This window comes from Streptomyces sp. NPDC046349 (assembly GCF_055587885.1).
The window spans coordinates 243,624-258,560 of record NZ_JBVJFK010000007.1 but is presented as its reverse complement, the minus strand read 5'-3'; the positions used below and the strand labels follow the sequence as shown (position 1 = coordinate 258,560).

General features: G+C 69.9%; 13 protein-coding genes. 12 read left to right on the top strand and 1 reads right to left on the bottom strand.

Features of this window, described 5'->3' with window-relative positions; all coding sequences use genetic code 11:
• The first annotated feature begins 136 nt into the window (after positions 1 to 136).
• From ACZ6JS_RS18535 to ACZ6JS_RS18485, 11 genes are all read left to right on the top strand, one after another.
• On the top strand, positions 137 to 1,933 hold the full coding sequence (locus ACZ6JS_RS18535) for a 3-hydroxyacyl-CoA dehydrogenase family protein (RefSeq protein WP_469299142.1): 1,797 nt from the start codon (positions 137 to 139) through the stop codon (positions 1,931 to 1,933).
• Positions 1,934 to 2,096: 163 nt separating this feature from the next.
• Entirely contained in the window at positions 2,097 to 2,912 is an 816-nt protein-coding gene (locus tag ACZ6JS_RS18530) for a TetR family transcriptional regulator (protein WP_469299140.1), read from the top strand.
• Between the two features lie 388 nt (positions 2,913 to 3,300).
• Complete coding sequence (gene ccrA / locus ACZ6JS_RS18525; RefSeq protein ID WP_469299139.1) at positions 3,301 to 4,638, top strand: crotonyl-CoA carboxylase/reductase; 1,338 nt, start codon at positions 3,301 to 3,303, stop codon at positions 4,636 to 4,638.
• A gap of 31 nt (positions 4,639 to 4,669) precedes the next feature.
• Entirely contained in the window at positions 4,670 to 6,751 is a 2,082-nt protein-coding gene (locus ACZ6JS_RS18520; protein ID WP_469299137.1) for a protein meaA, read from the top strand.
• Complete coding sequence (locus ACZ6JS_RS18515) at positions 6,748 to 7,722, top strand: HpcH/HpaI aldolase/citrate lyase family protein (RefSeq protein WP_030962723.1); 975 nt, start codon at positions 6,748 to 6,750, stop codon at positions 7,720 to 7,722. Before ACZ6JS_RS18520 ends, ACZ6JS_RS18515 begins: the two co-directional genes overlap by 4 nt.
• A gap of 4 nt (positions 7,723 to 7,726) precedes the next feature.
• The gene (locus ACZ6JS_RS18510; RefSeq protein ID WP_030027414.1) at positions 7,727 to 8,239 is read left to right on the top strand and encodes a MaoC family dehydratase; all 513 of its coding nucleotides are present in this window, start codon (positions 7,727 to 7,729) and stop codon (positions 8,237 to 8,239) included.
• A gap of 2 nt (positions 8,240 to 8,241) precedes the next feature.
• On the top strand, positions 8,242 to 9,447 hold the full coding sequence (locus ACZ6JS_RS18505; protein WP_469299135.1) for an acyl-CoA dehydrogenase family protein: 1,206 nt from the start codon (positions 8,242 to 8,244) through the stop codon (positions 9,445 to 9,447).
• A 186-nt stretch (positions 9,448 to 9,633) separates the two neighbouring features.
• Entirely contained in the window at positions 9,634 to 10,290 is a 657-nt protein-coding gene (locus ACZ6JS_RS18500; RefSeq protein ID WP_469299133.1) for a phosphatidylserine decarboxylase, read from the top strand.
• Between the two features lie 64 nt (positions 10,291 to 10,354).
• Positions 10,355 to 11,137, top strand: coding sequence for a CDP-diacylglycerol--serine O-phosphatidyltransferase (gene pssA / locus ACZ6JS_RS18495; protein ID WP_220818446.1), 783 nt, complete (start codon positions 10,355 to 10,357; stop codon positions 11,135 to 11,137).
• Between the two features lie 155 nt (positions 11,138 to 11,292).
• The gene (locus ACZ6JS_RS18490; protein ID WP_469299132.1) at positions 11,293 to 12,777 is read left to right on the top strand and encodes an AlkA N-terminal domain-containing protein; all 1,485 of its coding nucleotides are present in this window, start codon (positions 11,293 to 11,295) and stop codon (positions 12,775 to 12,777) included.
• A 9-nt stretch (positions 12,778 to 12,786) separates the two neighbouring features.
• Positions 12,787 to 13,287 carry a methylated-DNA--[protein]-cysteine S-methyltransferase gene (locus ACZ6JS_RS18485; protein ID WP_469299130.1) on the top strand — a complete coding sequence of 167 codons (501 nt, stop codon included), beginning with the start codon at positions 12,787 to 12,789 and terminating at the stop codon, positions 13,285 to 13,287.
• On the opposite strand, the gene ACZ6JS_RS18480 is transcribed toward ACZ6JS_RS18485, so the two are convergent.
• Complete coding sequence (locus ACZ6JS_RS18480; RefSeq protein WP_469299128.1) at positions 13,269 to 14,339, bottom strand: class I SAM-dependent methyltransferase; 1,071 nt, start codon at positions 14,337 to 14,339, stop codon at positions 13,269 to 13,271. The two genes, ACZ6JS_RS18485 and ACZ6JS_RS18480, sit on opposite strands and share 19 nt — an antisense overlap.
• A 203-nt stretch (positions 14,340 to 14,542) precedes the next feature.
• Here ACZ6JS_RS18480 and ACZ6JS_RS18475 point away from each other — a divergent pair, with 203 nt between their 5' ends.
• Positions 14,543 to 14,932, top strand: a complete 390-nt coding sequence (locus ACZ6JS_RS18475; RefSeq protein WP_469299127.1) for an SHOCT domain-containing protein — start codon at positions 14,543 to 14,545, stop codon at positions 14,930 to 14,932.
• The last annotated feature ends 5 nt before the right edge of the window (positions 14,933 to 14,937 follow it).

Genomic DNA, 14,937 nt, shown 5'->3' with positions numbered 1-14,937 from the left:
GGGTCCGCCCGCCGGGTTCCCCGTCCGGGCCGTCCGCGCCCGGGCTCCTCACCGCACGGCATTCCGTACGGCATCCGCGCGCGCTGTGCGCCGCGCGCTCCCCTCAGTCGTCACCCTCTTCCACTGGAGTCCCTCGATGGACCGTCAGTCCAGTCAGCCCACCCTCCAGACCATCGCCGTCGTCGGACTCGGCACGATGGGCACCGGCATCGCCGAGGTCCTCGCCCGGGCCGGCCGCGAGGTCATCGGCATCGACATCAGCGAGAGCGCCGCCCGCCGGGCCTCGGCCTCCCTCGCCGCGGCGACGGCGCGTTCCGTCACCCGGGAGCGGCTCACCGAGCAGGAGCGGGCGGACGTCCTGGCCCGATTCCGCACCTTCACCGACCTGGCCGCCGCGGCCGAGGCCGATCTCGTCATCGAGGTCGTGCCGGAGTCGTACGAGGTCAAGCAGCAGGTCTTCCGCGAGCTCGACGCGGTCGTGCGGCCCGACACCATCCTGGCGACGGGCACCAACGCCCTGTCGGTGACCCGGCTCGCCGCCGAGTCCCAGCGCCCCGAGCGCGTGCTCGGCCTGCACTTCTTCAATCCGGTCCCGGCGATGAAGCTGGTCGAGGTCGTCTCCTGCGTCCTGACCGCCCCGACGGCCGTGGAAGCGGTCACGGAGCTGGCCCGCGAGCTCGGCAAGGAGCCCGTCGCGGTCGGCGACCGGCCCGGTTTCGTCGCGGACGGCCTGCTCTTCGGCTACCTCAACCAGGCCGCCGCCATGTACGAGGCGAAGTACGCCTCCCGCGAGGACATCGACGCCGCGATGCGGCTCGGCTGCGGCCTGCCCATGGGCCCGCTCGCGCTGCTCGACCTGATCGGCGTGGACACGGCCCGCACGGTCCTGGAGGCCATGTACGCCTCCTCCGGCGACCGGCTGCACGCCCCGGCCCCGATTTTGGGGCAGCTGGCCGAGGCCGGGCTGGCCGGGCAGAAGTCCGGGCGCGGCTTCTACACGTACGAGGCGCCCGGCAGCTCGGTGATCGTGCGTGACCTGCAGACCCCGCTGGACGGGTCCCTGCTGGGTGCGGGCCGCCCGGTGAGCTCGGTCGGCGTGGCCGGCTCCGGCACCATGGCGAGCGGCATCGCGCAGGTCTTCGCCCAGTCCGGGTTCGACGTGGTCCTGGCGGCTCGCAGCCAGGAGAAGGCGGAGGCCGCCAAGGCCGCCATCGGCAAGTCCCTGGGCCGTGCGGTGTCCAAGGGCCGGCTGACACAGGAGGCGGCCGACGGGACCCTGGGCCGGATCACCCCGGCCGGGTCGCTGGACGCCTTCGCCGAGGTGGACCTGGCGGTGGAGGCGGTCGCCGAGGACCTGGCGGTCAAGCAGGAGCTGTTCGCGGCGCTGGACAAGGTCTGCAAGCCGGGTGCGGTGCTGGCCACCACCACGTCCTCGCTGCCGGTGATCGCGGTGGCCCGGGTGACCTCGCGTCCGCAGGACGTGATCGGCATGCACTTCTTCAACCCGGCGCCGGCGATGAAGCTGGTCGAGGTGGTCCGGACCGTCCTGACGGCCGACGACGTGCACGCCACGGTCCGCGAGATCTGCGTGAAGGTGCGCAAGCACCCCGTGGACTGCGGCGACCGGGCCGGCTTCATCGTGAACGCGCTGCTGTTCCCGTACCTCAACAACGCGATCAAGATGGTCGAGGAGCACTACGCGAGCCTCGACCAGATCGACGCGGCGATGAAGCTGGGCGGCGGCTACCCGATGGGACCGTTCGAGCTGCTCGACGTGGTCGGCCTCGACGTCTCGCTGGCCATCGAGAAGGTTCTCCACAAGGAGTTCCGCGACCCGGGCCTGGCCCCGTCCCCGCTGCTGGAGCACCTGGTGGCGGCGGGCTGCCTGGGCCGGAAGACCGGCCGCGGATTCCGTGAGTACGCCCGGCGGTAACCGAGCGGGCCATGAGCCGGATGCGTGGGGAGGGCTGCTCGGGTCCGCCGGACCCTCACGGCGGACTGACCCTCCCGAGCCCAGTGCGGGCTCTCCCCCGCATCCCCCCCTCTCCCACCCCCCTCAGGCGCGCTCCCCTGCGCGAATGAAGTACTTTCGCTCTATGTCCCAGCCCGCCAAGACCTCGCCCCGCGCCTCCTCGGCCCCCGACGCCCCGGAGAGCGCGGCCGGCACCCGGGCTGCCGCCCAGCGGCTCAAAATGCGCCGTGAGCTCGCCACGGCGGCCATGGAGCTGTTCGCCACCAAGGGGTACGAGGCGACGACGGTCGACGAGATCGCCGCGACGGCGGGCGTCGCGCGGCGGACCTTCTTCCGGCACTTCCGGTCGAAGGAAGAGGCGATCTTCCCCGACCACGACGACACCCTGATCCGCGCCGAAGCCGTCCTGGACGTCGCCCCGGCGCACGAGCACCCGCTCGACACGGTGTGCCGCGGGATCAAGGAAGTCATGAAGATGTACGCCGCCTCGCCCGCGGTGTCGGTGGAGCGCTACCGGCTGACCCGCGAGGTGCCGGCGCTGCGGGAGCGCGAGATCGCCTCCGTGGCCCGGTACGAGCGGCTCTTCACGCGCTACCTGCTGGCGCACTTCGACGAGACCGACCACCACGACGGCAACGACGACCCGCTCCTGGCCGAGGTGGCCGCCTCGGCCGTGGTCACGGCCCACAACCACGTGCTGCGGCGCTGGCTGCGGGCCGGCGGCCAGGGCGACGTGGAGGCGCAGCTGGACCACGCCTTCTCGATCGTGCGCAAGACCTTCGGCACCGGGATCGGCGCGGGCCGCACCCTGAGCACGGCGGCGCCCTCCGCGCCGGCGGCGGTCCGCACGGAGGGCGAGGTGCTGGTGGCGGTGGCGCGTACCGACGCGCCTCTGGACGAGGTCATGCGGACCATCGAAGAGGCACTGCGCGCGAGGTAGCCGCACCGGAAGCGATGCTCGTCACAGCGGCCGCCCCCGAGGAGGGGGCGGCCGCTTTCGTATGTCCGGCTTGCCCCTACTCGACAGTAACTCTGATCGATCATCGCTCATCTGCGCAGGTCAATAGGCAAATGAGAGAAAGTTTTGGCACGCGGTGCCTTGCCGGGTGACACGGGGTGCCATACGTTGAAGTCGTCCGGATGTCCCCGCGACCCACGCCCACACGGCACGGAACGCGCCCCGGACGCCTGCGTCACCAGGCACCCGCACGCCCCACCACGGGCGGCGCCCAGCACCACAGCACCGCCGGACCGACGGCACACCGCAACCCGCACCACGCACCCGTTCACCTCAGCGCACCCTCATCAGCGCTAGCCGGAGGCTCACCGTGAAGGACATCCTGGACGCGATTCAGTCGCAGTCCGCCACCGCCGCAGACTTCGCAGCCCTGCCGCTGCCCGACTCCTACCGCGCGGTCACCGTGCACAAGGACGAGGCGGAGATGTTCGCCGGGCTCACCACGCGCGAGAAGGACCCGCGCAAGTCCCTGCACCTGGACCACGTGCCGCTCCCCGAGCTGGGCCCCGGCGAGGCCCTGGTGGCCGTCATGGCCTCCTCGGTCAACTACAACTCCGTGTGGACCTCGATCTTCGAGCCCGTCTCCACCTTCAGCTTCCTGGAGCGCTACGGGCGCCTGTCGGAGCTCACCAAGCGCCACGACCTCCCGTACCACGTCATCGGCTCCGACCTCGCGGGCGTCGTCCTGCGCACCGGCCCCGGCGTCAACGCCTGGAACCCGGGCGACGAGGTCGTCGCGCACTGCCTCTCCGTCGAGCTGGAGTCCTCGGACGGCCACAACGACACGATGCTCGACCCCGAGCAGCGCATCTGGGGCTTCGAGACCAACTTCGGCGGCCTGGCCGAAATCGCGCTCGTCAAGTCGAACCAGCTGATGCCCAAGCCCGACCACCTGAGCTGGGAGGAGGCCGCCTCCCCCGGCCTGGTCAACTCCACCGCCTACCGCCAGCTGGTCTCCAGCAACGGCGCCGGCATGAAGCAGGGCGACAACGTCCTGATCTGGGGCGCCAGCGGCGGCCTCGGCTCCTACGCCACCCAGTTCGCGCTGGCCGGCGGCGCCAACCCGATCTGCGTCGTCTCCTCCCCCGAGAAGGCCGACATCTGCCGGTCCATGGGCGCCACGGCGGTCATCGACCGCAACGCCGAGGGCTACAAGTTCTGGAAGGACGAGAACACCCAGGACCCCCGCGAGTGGAAGCGCTTCGGCTCCAAGATCCGCGAGCTGACCGGCGGCGAGGACATCGACATCGTCTTCGAGCACCCGGGCCGCGAGACCTTCGGCGCCTCGGTCTACGTCACCCGCAAGGGCGGCACCATCACCACCTGCGCCTCGACCTCGGGCTACATGCACCAGTACGACAACCGCTACCTGTGGATGTCGCTGAAGCGGATCGTCGGCTCGCACTTCGCCAACTACCGCGAGGCGTGGGAGGCCAACCGCCTGATCGCCAAGGGCAAGATCCACCCCACCCTGTCGAAGGTCTACTCCCTGGAGGAGACCGGCCAGGCCGCCTACGACGTCCACCGCAACCTCCACCAGGGCAAGGTCGGCGTCCTCGCGCTGGCCCCCGAGGAGGGCCTGGGCGTCCGCGACCACGAGATGCGCGCCAAGCACCTCGACGCCATCAACCGCTTCCGCAACGTCTGAGTCCGTTCAAAGGCCTAAGGGACAGCCTGAGATGACAGAGCGCCAGAAGGACCGTCCGTGGCTCATGCGGACGTACGCCGGCCACTCCACGGCCGAGGCGTCCAACGAGCTGTACCGCCGCAACCTCGCCAAGGGCCAGACCGGCCTGTCGGTCGCGTTCGACCTGCCGACGCAGACCGGCTACGACCCCGACCACATCCTCGCCCGCGGCGAGGTGGGCCGGGTCGGGGTCCCGGTCTCCCATCTGGGCGACATGCGGCGGCTGTTCCAGGACATACCCCTGGAGCAGATGAACACCTCGATGACGATCAACGCCACCGCCATGTGGCTGCTGGCGCTCTACCAGGTGGCCGCCGAGGAGCAGGGGGCTGACATCTCCCAGCTCCAGGGCACCACCCAGAACGACATCGTCAAGGAGTACCTCTCGCGCGGGACGCACGTCTTCCCGCCGGGGCCGTCCCTGCGGCTGACGACCGACATGATCGCGTACACGGTCAACCACATCCCGAAGTGGAACCCGATCAACATCTGCAGCTACCACCTGCAGGAGGCCGGGGCCACCCCGGTCCAGGAGATCTCGTACGCGATGTCCACGGCGATCGCCGTCCTCGACTCGGTGCGCGACTCGGGGCAGGTTCCCCAGGAGCGCTTCGGCGAGGTGGTCGCCCGTATCTCCTTCTTCGTGAACGCGGGCGTCCGCTTCATCGAGGAGATGTGCAAGATGCGCGCCTTCGGCCGCATCTGGGACAAGGTCACCAAGGAGCGCTACGGCATCGAGAACGCGAAGCAGCGCCGCTTCCGTTACGGCGTCCAGGTCAACTCCCTGGGGCTCACCGAGGCACAGCCGGAGAACAACGTCCAGCGCATCGTGCTGGAGATGCTCGCGGTCACCCTCTCCAAGGACGCCCGCGCCCGCGCGGTGCAGCTGCCCGCCTGGAACGAGGCGCTGGGCCTGCCCCGCCCGTGGGACCAGCAGTGGTCGCTGCGCATCCAGCAGGTCCTCGCCCACGAGAGCGACCTGCTGGAGTACGACGACATCTTCGCCGGATCCCACGTCATCGAGGCCAAAGTCGACTCCCTGGTCGCCGACTGCCTGGCCGAGATCGACCGGATCCAGGAGATGGGCGGCGCCATGGCCGCCGTCGAGTCCGGGTACCTGAAGTCCCAGCTGGTCTCCTCGCACGCCGAGCGGCGCGCGCGGATCGAGGCCGGCGAGGACAAGATCGTCGGCGTGAACTGCTTCGAGCAGACCGAGCCGAACCCGCTGACGGCCGACCTCGACGGCGCCATCATGACGGTGGACCCGGCCGTGGAGGCCTTCACCGTCGAGCGGATCGCCCGCTGGCGCACCGAGCGGCAGGAGTCCTCGGACCGGCAGGGGAACGGCGACCCGTTCGTCTTCCCCACCACGCAGCAGGCGCTGGAACGCCTCAAGGAGGCCGCGGCGGGCACCGAGAACCTGATGGAGGCCACCCTGGAGTGCGCCCGGGCCGGTGTCACCACCGGTGAGTGGGCGGGCGCGCTGCGCGAGGTGTTCGGCGAGTTCCGGGCCCCGACCGGGGTCTCGTCGGCCCCCGTCGCCGTGGCCGCCGAACCGGGCACTCCGATGCACGAGGTCCGCGAGAAGGTCGCCCGCACCGCCGATGAGCTCGGCTCGGGCCGGCTGCGCCTGCTGGTGGGCAAGCCCGGCCTGGACGGGCACTCCAACGGGGCCGAGCAGATCGCCGTCCGCGCCCGCGACGCCGGCTTCGAAGTGGTCTACCAGGGCATCAGGCTGACGCCTGAGGAGATCTCCTCCGCCGCGCTGGCCGAGGACGTGCACTGCGTGGGACTGTCCATCCTGTCCGGATCGCACAGCGCCCTCGTCCCGGACGTCCTGGAGCGGCTGCGCGGAGCGGGGGCGGGTGACATCCCCGTCATCGTCGGAGGCATCATTCCGAACGCCGACGCCGTCGCGCTCAAGGCCGCGGGGGTCGCCGCGGTCTTCACCCCGAAGGACTTCGGCATCACGGAGATCATCGGCCGTATCGTCGACGAGATCCGCAAGGCCAACAAGCTCGCCCCCCTCGACACAGACAACGCACTCGTTGCAAGCACGGAGGTCCCCGCATGACCACGCCAGTCCACCCGGTGAACCGCCTTCGCCCGCGTCGCTCCTGCCTCGCGGTGCCCGGCTCGAACCCGCGGTTCCTGGAGAAGGCCCAGGGCCTGCCGGCCGACCAGGTCTTCCTGGACCTGGAGGACGCCTGCGCCCCGCTCGCCAAGGAAGGCGCCCGCCACACCATCGTGGACGCGCTGAACAACGGCGACTGGACCGGCAAGACCCGCGTCGTGCGCGTCAACGACTGGACCACCCACTGGACCTACCGCGACGTCATCACCGTCGTCGAGGGTGCGGGCCAGAACCTCGACTGCATCATGCTGCCCAAGGTCCAGGACGCCCAGCAGGTCGTGGCCCTCGACCTCCTCCTGACCCAGATCGAGAAGACCATGGGCTTCGAGGTCGGCAAGATCGGCATCGAGGCGCAGATCGAGAACGCCAAGGGCCTGGTGAACGTCGACGAGATCGCCGCCGCCTCCCCCCGGCTGGAGACGATCATCTTCGGTCCGGCCGACTTCATGGCCTCGATCAACATGAAGTCCCTGGTCGTGGGCATGCAGCCGCCCGGCTACCCGGCGGACGCCTACCACTACATCCTCATGCGGATCCTGATGGCGGCCCGGACGCACAACCTCCAGGCCATCGACGGCCCCTTCCTGCAGATCCGCGACGTGGACGCCTACCGCGAGGTGGCGGGCCGGGCGGCCGCGCTGGGCTTCGACGGCAAGTGGGTGCTGCACCCCGGCCAGGTCGACGCGGCCAACGAGGTCTTCTCCCCCTCCCAGGAGGACTACGACCACGCCGAGCTGATCCTCGACGCGTACGACTGGTGCACGTCGGAGGCCGGCGGCAAGAAGGGCTCCGCGATGCTCGGCGACGAGATGATCGACGAGGCCAGCCGCAAGATGGCCCTGGTCATCGCCGGCAAGGGGCGGGCCGCCGGCATGCAGCGCACCACCAAGTTCGAGATCCCGGAGGCGTAGGGCCATGCAGTTCGGACGCACGTACGAGGAGTTCGAGGTCGGGGCGGTCTACAAGCACTGGCCCGGGAAGACGGTCACGGAGTACGACGACCACCTCTTCTGCCTCCTGACCATGAACCACCACCCGCTCCACATGGACGCGAACTACGCCGAGAACACCACCGACTTCGGCAAGAACGTGGTCGTGGGCAATTACATCTACTCGCTGCTGCTCGGCATGTCCGTGCCGGACGTCTCCGGGAAGGCCATCGCCAACCTGGAGATCGAGTCCCTGCGGCACGTGGCGCCGACCTTCCACGGCGACACGATCTACGGCGAGACCACGGTCCTCGACAAGACCCCGTCGAAGTCGAAGAACGACCGCGGCATCGTCTACGTCGAGACCAAGGGCTACAAGCAGGACGGCACCCTCGTCTGCGTCTTCCGGCGCAAGGTGATGGTCCCGACCGAGACGTACATCAAGGAGCGCGGCGGCGAGCAGCCCGGCCGCCCCCAGCTGAAGACCCAGGAGAAGTAGCCATGGCCCGACTCGCCCAGACCGCCGGGCTGACCGACGTCCAGCGGGAGATCCTCAAGACCGTCCGCGAGTTCGTCGACAAGGAGATCATCCCGGTCGCCACCGAGCTGGAGCACCGCGACGAGTACCCGCAAGCGATCGTCGACGGCCTCAAGGAGCTCGGCCTCTTCGGGCTGATGATCCCGGAGGAGTACGGCGGCCTGGGTGAGTCGCTCCTCACCTACGCCCTGTGCGTCGAGGAGATCGCACGGGGCTGGATGTCCGTCTCGGGCATCATCAACACGCACTTCATCGTGGCGTACATGCTCAAGCAGCACGGCACGCAGGAGCAGAAGGACCACTTCCTCCCGCGCATGGCGCTGGGCGAGGTGCGCGGCGCCTTCTCGATGTCCGAGCCGGCCCTCGGCTCCGACGTGTCGGCCATCTCGTCCAAGGCGGTCAGGGACGGCGACGAGTACGTCCTGAACGGCCAGAAGATGTGGCTGACGAACGGCGGCAGCTCCACGCTGGTGGCCGTTCTCGTCCGGAGTGACGAAGGACACCCCGAGGGCACCGCGCCCCACAAGTCGATGACGACCTTCCTCGTCGAGAAGGAGCCCGGCTTCGGCGAGGTCCGCCCCGGCCTGACCATCCCCGGCAAGATCGACAAGATGGGCTACAAGGGCGTCGACACGACCGAGCTCATCATGGACGGACTGCGCATTCCGGCCAATCGCGTCCTCGGAGGCCGGACCGGCCGAGGGTTTTACCAAATGATGGACGGGGTCGAGGTCGGCCGCGTCAACGTGGCGGCGCGTGGCTGCGGCGTCGCTCAGCGTGCTTTCGAGCTCGGCGTCTCGTATGCCCAGCAACGTCACACTTTCGGCAAGGCGATCGCCGAACACCAGGCCATCCAGTTCAAGCTGGCCGAGATGGCTACCAAGGTCGAAGCCGCTCATGCGATGATGGTGAATGCAGCACGCAAAAAGGACTCTGGGGAACGAAACGACCTCGAAGCAGGGATGGCGAAGTACCTCGCCTCCGAATACTGCAAGGAGGTGGTGGAGGACGCCTTCCGCATCCACGGTGGATACGGATTCTCGAAGGAGTACGAGATCGAGCGCCTCTACCGCGAGGCACCGATGCTGCTGATCGGCGAAGGTACCGCCGAGATCCAGAAAATGATCATCGGGCGACGCCTGCTCGAGGAGTACCGACTCCAGGGCTGAAAGTCCCTTTTGCGGCGGATCTTACCCGGGTCCGTCGCAGCAAGGTCACTAGCAGTCACTGGCCGACGGCCATCGACTCGGCTTCTGGCTTGCCCAGTTGTTGCGCGCAACCGATAGCATTCCAGTAAAGCCGCCGTCCCGTCCCCCTGTTTGCGGCGCGGCAATCACCCGCTACGAAGGTCATCCATGCCCCACAGCCAAACCTCTGCACCCCGCGACAGCCGACTCGGCGTACGTCTCGCCCGCGGAGCATCGCCGTGGCTTCTGCCGACCGTCGCCACCGCGGCGCTCAGCCTCACCCGGGCCCGCAGGTCCGGGCGCTGGGCCGCTGTGGCCGTGCCCGCAACCGCGCTCGCCGCGGGCATGCTGTGGTTCTTCCGTGACCCCGAGCGTGAGATCGCTCAGGGCCGTGTCATCTCGCCCGCCGACGGTGTGGTGCAGAGCATCATGCCGTGGAAGGACGGACGGACCCGGGTCGCGATCTTCATGAGCCCGCTCAACGTCCACGTCAACCGCGCGCCCCTCGCGGGCACGGTGACGTCCGTGGAGCACATCCCCGGCGGATTCGTCCCGGCCTTCAACAAGGAGAGCGAGAACAACGAGCGCGTTGTCTGGCACTTCGACACCGAGCTCGGTGACATCGAGATGGTGCAGATCGCCGGCGCCGTGGCCCGGCGCATCGTCCCGTACCTGCCGGCCGGCACCAAGGTGGAGCAGGGCGAACGCATCGGTCTGATCCGCTTCGGCTCCCGCGTCGACATCTACCTCCCGGAGGGCGTCGAGGTCGCGGTCGAGGTCGGTCAGGCCACCACCGCGGGGGTGACACGAATTGACCGTGACTGACCCTGAGACTCCGGCCGCCGGCTGGGTGCCCGAGTCCTCCGAGGAGGAGTCCGCCGAGGACGACATGCCGCTCTCGCTGCGGCTGTCGATAGCGGACACCCTCACCCTCGGCAACGCCACGTGCGGATTCATGGCGGTGTACTTCACCACCACCGGGATCCTCATCCCGCACCTCACCGGGAGCGGCGAGACGGGCATGGCACGCAACAGCGCCGCCACGGCGGTGATACTGATGCTGCTCGCCGCGGTCTTCGACCTCTTCGACGGCATCGTGGCCCGCAAGCTGCGCAGCTCGCCGATGGGTGCCGAGCTGGACAACCTGTCCGACCTGATCAGCTTCGGTCTCGCTCCGGCCTACTTCGTCCTCGTCTACGGCATGGTCGCCGTCGACGCGGACCAGAAGATGTCGGCGCTGGCCGCGATCGTGGTGCTGCTCGCCGTGGTGCTCCGGCTCGCGAGATTCAGCTGCGTGACGATGAAGGACGGCATGTTCCAGGGCATGCCGAGCCCCTTCGGCGCGCTGACGGTCGTTTCGATCGTGCTGCTGGAACTCCCGTTCATCCCGACGCTGCTGGCGATCATCGGGGTGGCGTGGCTGATGGTGAGCCGGGTCGAGTACCCCAAGCCGCGGGGTGTCCTCGCGGTGGCGATGCTCTGCTGGATCATCAGCGCGATGGGGCTGCTGGCGGCCTGGGCGTTCGACGCCCCGGGCGGTCAGCTGCTGCTCCAGACCGGCTGTGCCCTGCAGATCGCGATGGCTGCGACCATTCCGCTGTTCGCGACGACGCGGAGGGCCAACACCTTCCGCCACAACCGCCGCGAAGCCCGCGCCACGTCGCTGCGCTAGCCCGGCAGGTTCGAGGAGGCTCCGGATGCCACGGCGTCCGGGGCCTTCTGCGTGTCCGGGGACCGGCACGGGGGCGGCCGCAGCCCGCAGCCCGGGATAGCCTTGATGTCGGAAAACCGCCAGCCGCCGAGGATCACCCCCCGGATCCTGGAGCCATGCACACCGACACCGAGCGCTGCGTAAGGGCCGTGCAGTCGAAGGACGCCCGCTTCGACGGCTGGTTCTTCACCGCAGTCCTGACCACCCGGATCTACTGCCGGCCCAGCTGTCCCGCCGTGCCGCCCAAGGTCGAGAACATGACCTTCCTGCCCAGCGCCGCCGCCTGCCAGCAGGCCGGGTTCCGCGCGTGCAAGCGCTGCCGGCCCGACACCAGCCCCGGCTCCCCCGAGTGGAACGCCCGCGCCGACGCCGTCGCCCGGGCGATGCGGCTGATCCAGGACGGCGTCGTCGACCGCGAGGGCGTCCCGGGCCTGGCCGCCCGCCTCGGCTACTCCACCCGCCAGGTCGAACGGCAGCTGCGCGCCGAGCTCGGCGCCGGCCCGCTCGCCCTGGCCAGGGCCCAGCGCGCTCAGACCGCCCGGCTGCTCATCGAGACCTCCGAGCTGCCGATGGGCGACGTCGCGTTCGCCGCGGGCTTCTCCTCCATCCGCACCTTCAACGACACGGTCCGCGAGGTCTTCGCCCTCTCCCCGAGCGAGCTGCGGGACCGCTCCGTGAAGGCCGGACGGAAGAAGGACGCCCCGCCCCGGATCCCCGGAACGATCAGCCTCCGGCTGCCGTTCCGGGCCCCCCTGAACCCCGACAACCTCTTCGGGCACCTCGCAGCGACCGCCGTCCCCGGCGTCGAGGAGTGGCGTGACGGCGCCTACCGGCGCACTCTGCGCCTCCCCCACGGCACCGGCGTCGTGGCGCTGACCCCGCGGCCCGACCACATCGGCTGCCGACTGGCCCTCACCGACCTCCGCGACCTGACGATCGCCATCAGCCGCTGCCGTTGGATGCTCGACCTCGACGCCGACCCCGAGGCCGTCGACGAGCAGCTGCGCTCCGACCCGCTGCTGGCGCCGCTCGTGGACAAGGCCCCGGGGCGCCGGGTCCCGCGGACGGTCGACGCGGCGGAGTTCGCCGTACGGGCCGTGCTCGGCCAGCAGGTGTCCACCGCGGCGGCGCGCACGCACGCCGCACGGCTCGTCGCGGCGCACGGGGAGCGCGTCGAGGACCCGCTGGGCGGGCTGACGCACCTCTTCCCGTCGCCGCAGGCGCTGGCCGGACTCGACCCGGAGTCGCTGGCCCTGCCGCGCAGCCGGCGGGCCACACTGACCACCCTGGTGTCGGCGCTGGCCGATGGTTCGCTGCCGCTCGGCATCGACAGCGACTGGGACGCCGCCCGGGCGCGGTTGTCGGCACTGCCCGGCTTCGGGCCGTGGACCACCGAGGTGATCGCGATGCGGGCGCTCGGCGACCCGGACGCGTTCCTGCCGTCCGATCTGGGCGTCCGGCGCGCGGCGCAGGGGCTGGGGCTGCCGTCGTCCCCCTCCGCGCTCACGGCGCGGGCCGCCGGTTGGCGGCCCTGGCGCGCGTACGCCGTCCAGTACCTGTGGGCCACGGACTCCCACCCCATCAACCACCTGCCCGTCTGAGGAGCAGCCATGAACGTCAAGCAGCACACCGTCGTCGACAGTCCGTACGGTCCGCTCACCCTGGTCGCCGCGGACGGCGTCCTCAGCGGCCTCTACATGGCCGGTCAGCGCCACCGGCCGGCCGAGGAGTCCTTCGGGGAGCGGGTGGCCGCCGCCGAGGGGCCGTTCCCCGAAGTGGTGCGCCAGCTGACCGCGTACTTCGCCGGGAAGCTGACCGCGTTCGACCTCCCGCTCCGGTTGGAGGGCACCGGGTTCCAGCGCAGCGTCTGGGACCAGCTCGTGCGGATCCCCTACGGCGAGACGTGGTCGTACGGGGAGCTGGCGGCGAGGCTGGGCAAGCCGAACGCCTCGCGCGCGGTGGGTCTGGCCAACGGTAGGAACCCGGTCGGGATCATCGTGCCGTGCCACCGGGTGATCGGTGCCTCCGGCAGCATGACCGGCTACGGCGGCGGGCTCGAGCGCAAGGTGCGGCTGCTGGCCTTCGAGGCGGGTCAGGGTCTGACGTCGTAGAGGACGTTGAAGGGGTCTTCGGCGGGGGAACGGGTGACGTCCGTGAAGCCGGCCTCGGCGCAGAGGGCGCGGACGGTCTCCTCGGGCAGGCCGCAGGTGCCGAGGGCGGCTCCGTCTCCGGCCAGGGACGTGGTCATGCAGTAGAAGACGCTGAACCCGTACAGGAGTGAGGCGACGGGGCCGACGTTCTCCTCGGGCCGGTCCCGGGAGTTGATCTCGAGCATGAGGTAGTCGCCGTTGTCCTTGACGGCGGCTCTGATGGCGCTCAGCAGGCCTCGGGGGTCCGCCGCGTCGTGGATGACGTCGAAGGTGGTGACGATGTCGTACCGGTCGGGGAGACCCTGTGCCACGTCCAGGAGGCGGAAGGAGACCCGGTCGGCGACACCCGCCCGCTCGGCGTTGGCGCGGGCGCGTTCCACCTGTGCCGGGAAGACGTCGAAGCCCGTGAACCGTGAGTGCGGGAACGCCTTGGCCAGGACGATCAGGGCGCGGCCGGCGCCGCAGCCGACGTCGGCGACGTGGCTGCCGCGTTCGAGCTTCCCGACGACGTGCGGGAAGGTGGAGAGCCAGTCGTCGATCATGACGCTCTCGAACCAACTGCCGGAGAACCGGCTCATTCCGTCCCACACGGAGGGAGGGTAGGCGGCCTGCGGCACGCCGCCGCCCGTCCGGAAGGCTTCCACGAGTTGTTCGTAGGGCTGCCACAGGCCGGGGAGCATCTGGTGGACGCCGCCCAGGAACATCGGTCCCGACTCCTCGGCGAGTGCGGGAACGTGCTCGGGGGGCAGGGCGAAGGTGCCCGGTTCGGGCTCGGTCAGGTAGCCCGCGGCCGTGAGGCCGCGCAGCCACTCGCGGACGTAGCGTTCGCGGAGGTCCAGGCGCTCCGCAAGGTCCTGGCTGCGGGACGGGCCGACCGCGGCGAGCTCCTTGAACAGGCCGAGCCGGTCGCCGACGGCGCACAGGGCTGTGGCCATGGCTCCGCTCAGGTCCCCGAGTGCCTTTTCCATGAAGGCTTCGACCTTCGAGACGTCCGGTTCCCGGGGTGCGGCCATGGGTGCGTGCTCCTGTGGGGTCGGCTGCGGCCACGGGGTGTGGCCCGGAGCCCCAAGGCAAGCACCCGAGCGCCCTTCGGCGGGGTCGCCGCAGCGGTGGCGGGGCCGAAGTCACTCCAAGGGGGCCGGGGCATATCGTTCCGAATGCGGACATACGTGAGCACCTGTATGAAAGAGATACCGCTAAACGATCGGAGCCGGGCATGGACGACTATCCGCTGCTGAACCTCTTCTGGACGATGCTGTGGCTGTTCCTGTGGATCATGTGGTTCTTCCTGCTCTTCAAGATCATCACGGACATCTTCCGTGACCACACCATGGGCGGCTGGGGCAAGGCGGGCTGGCTGATCTTCGTCCTGATCCTGCCGTTCCTCGGCGTGTTCGTGTACCTCATCGCCCGCGGGAAGAGCATGACCGAGCGGGAGATGAAGCAGATGCAGGAGAACGAGGCGGCCTTCAAGCAGTACGTCCAGCAGGCGGCCGTCCCCGGCGGCGGTTCGGCGGACGAGCTGCACAAGCTCTCCGCCCTCAAGGACAAGGGCGACATCACCCAGGAGGAGTTCGACCGCGCCAAGGCCAAGCTCCTGGCCTGACCGGG

Bases quoted from the DNA above. Each gene is read 5' to 3' on its own strand.
- ACZ6JS_RS18535 (WP_469299142.1), top strand. From the start codon at position 137: ATGGACCGTCAGTCCAGTCAGCCCACCCTCCAGACCATCGCCGTCGTC.
- ACZ6JS_RS18530 (WP_469299140.1), top strand. From the start codon at position 2,097: ATGTCCCAGCCCGCCAAGACCTCGCCCCGCGCCTCCTCGGCCCCCGAC.
- ACZ6JS_RS18520 (WP_469299137.1), top strand. From the start codon at position 4,670: ATGACAGAGCGCCAGAAGGACCGTCCGTGGCTCATGCGGACGTACGCC.
- ACZ6JS_RS18515 (WP_030962723.1), top strand. From the start codon at position 6,748: ATGACCACGCCAGTCCACCCGGTGAACCGCCTTCGCCCGCGTCGCTCC.
- ACZ6JS_RS18510 (WP_030027414.1), top strand. From the start codon at position 7,727: ATGCAGTTCGGACGCACGTACGAGGAGTTCGAGGTCGGGGCGGTCTAC.
- ACZ6JS_RS18505 (WP_469299135.1), top strand. From the start codon at position 8,242: ATGGCCCGACTCGCCCAGACCGCCGGGCTGACCGACGTCCAGCGGGAG.
- ACZ6JS_RS18500 (WP_469299133.1), top strand. From the start codon at position 9,634: ATGCCCCACAGCCAAACCTCTGCACCCCGCGACAGCCGACTCGGCGTA.
- pssA (WP_220818446.1), top strand. From the start codon at position 10,355: ATGCCGCTCTCGCTGCGGCTGTCGATAGCGGACACCCTCACCCTCGGC.
- ACZ6JS_RS18490 (WP_469299132.1), top strand. From the start codon at position 11,293: ATGCACACCGACACCGAGCGCTGCGTAAGGGCCGTGCAGTCGAAGGAC.
- ACZ6JS_RS18485 (WP_469299130.1), top strand. From the start codon at position 12,787: ATGAACGTCAAGCAGCACACCGTCGTCGACAGTCCGTACGGTCCGCTC.
- ACZ6JS_RS18480 (WP_469299128.1), bottom strand. From the start codon at position 14,339: ATGGCCGCACCCCGGGAACCGGACGTCTCGAAGGTCGAAGCCTTCATG.
- ACZ6JS_RS18475 (WP_469299127.1), top strand. From the start codon at position 14,543: ATGGACGACTATCCGCTGCTGAACCTCTTCTGGACGATGCTGTGGCTG.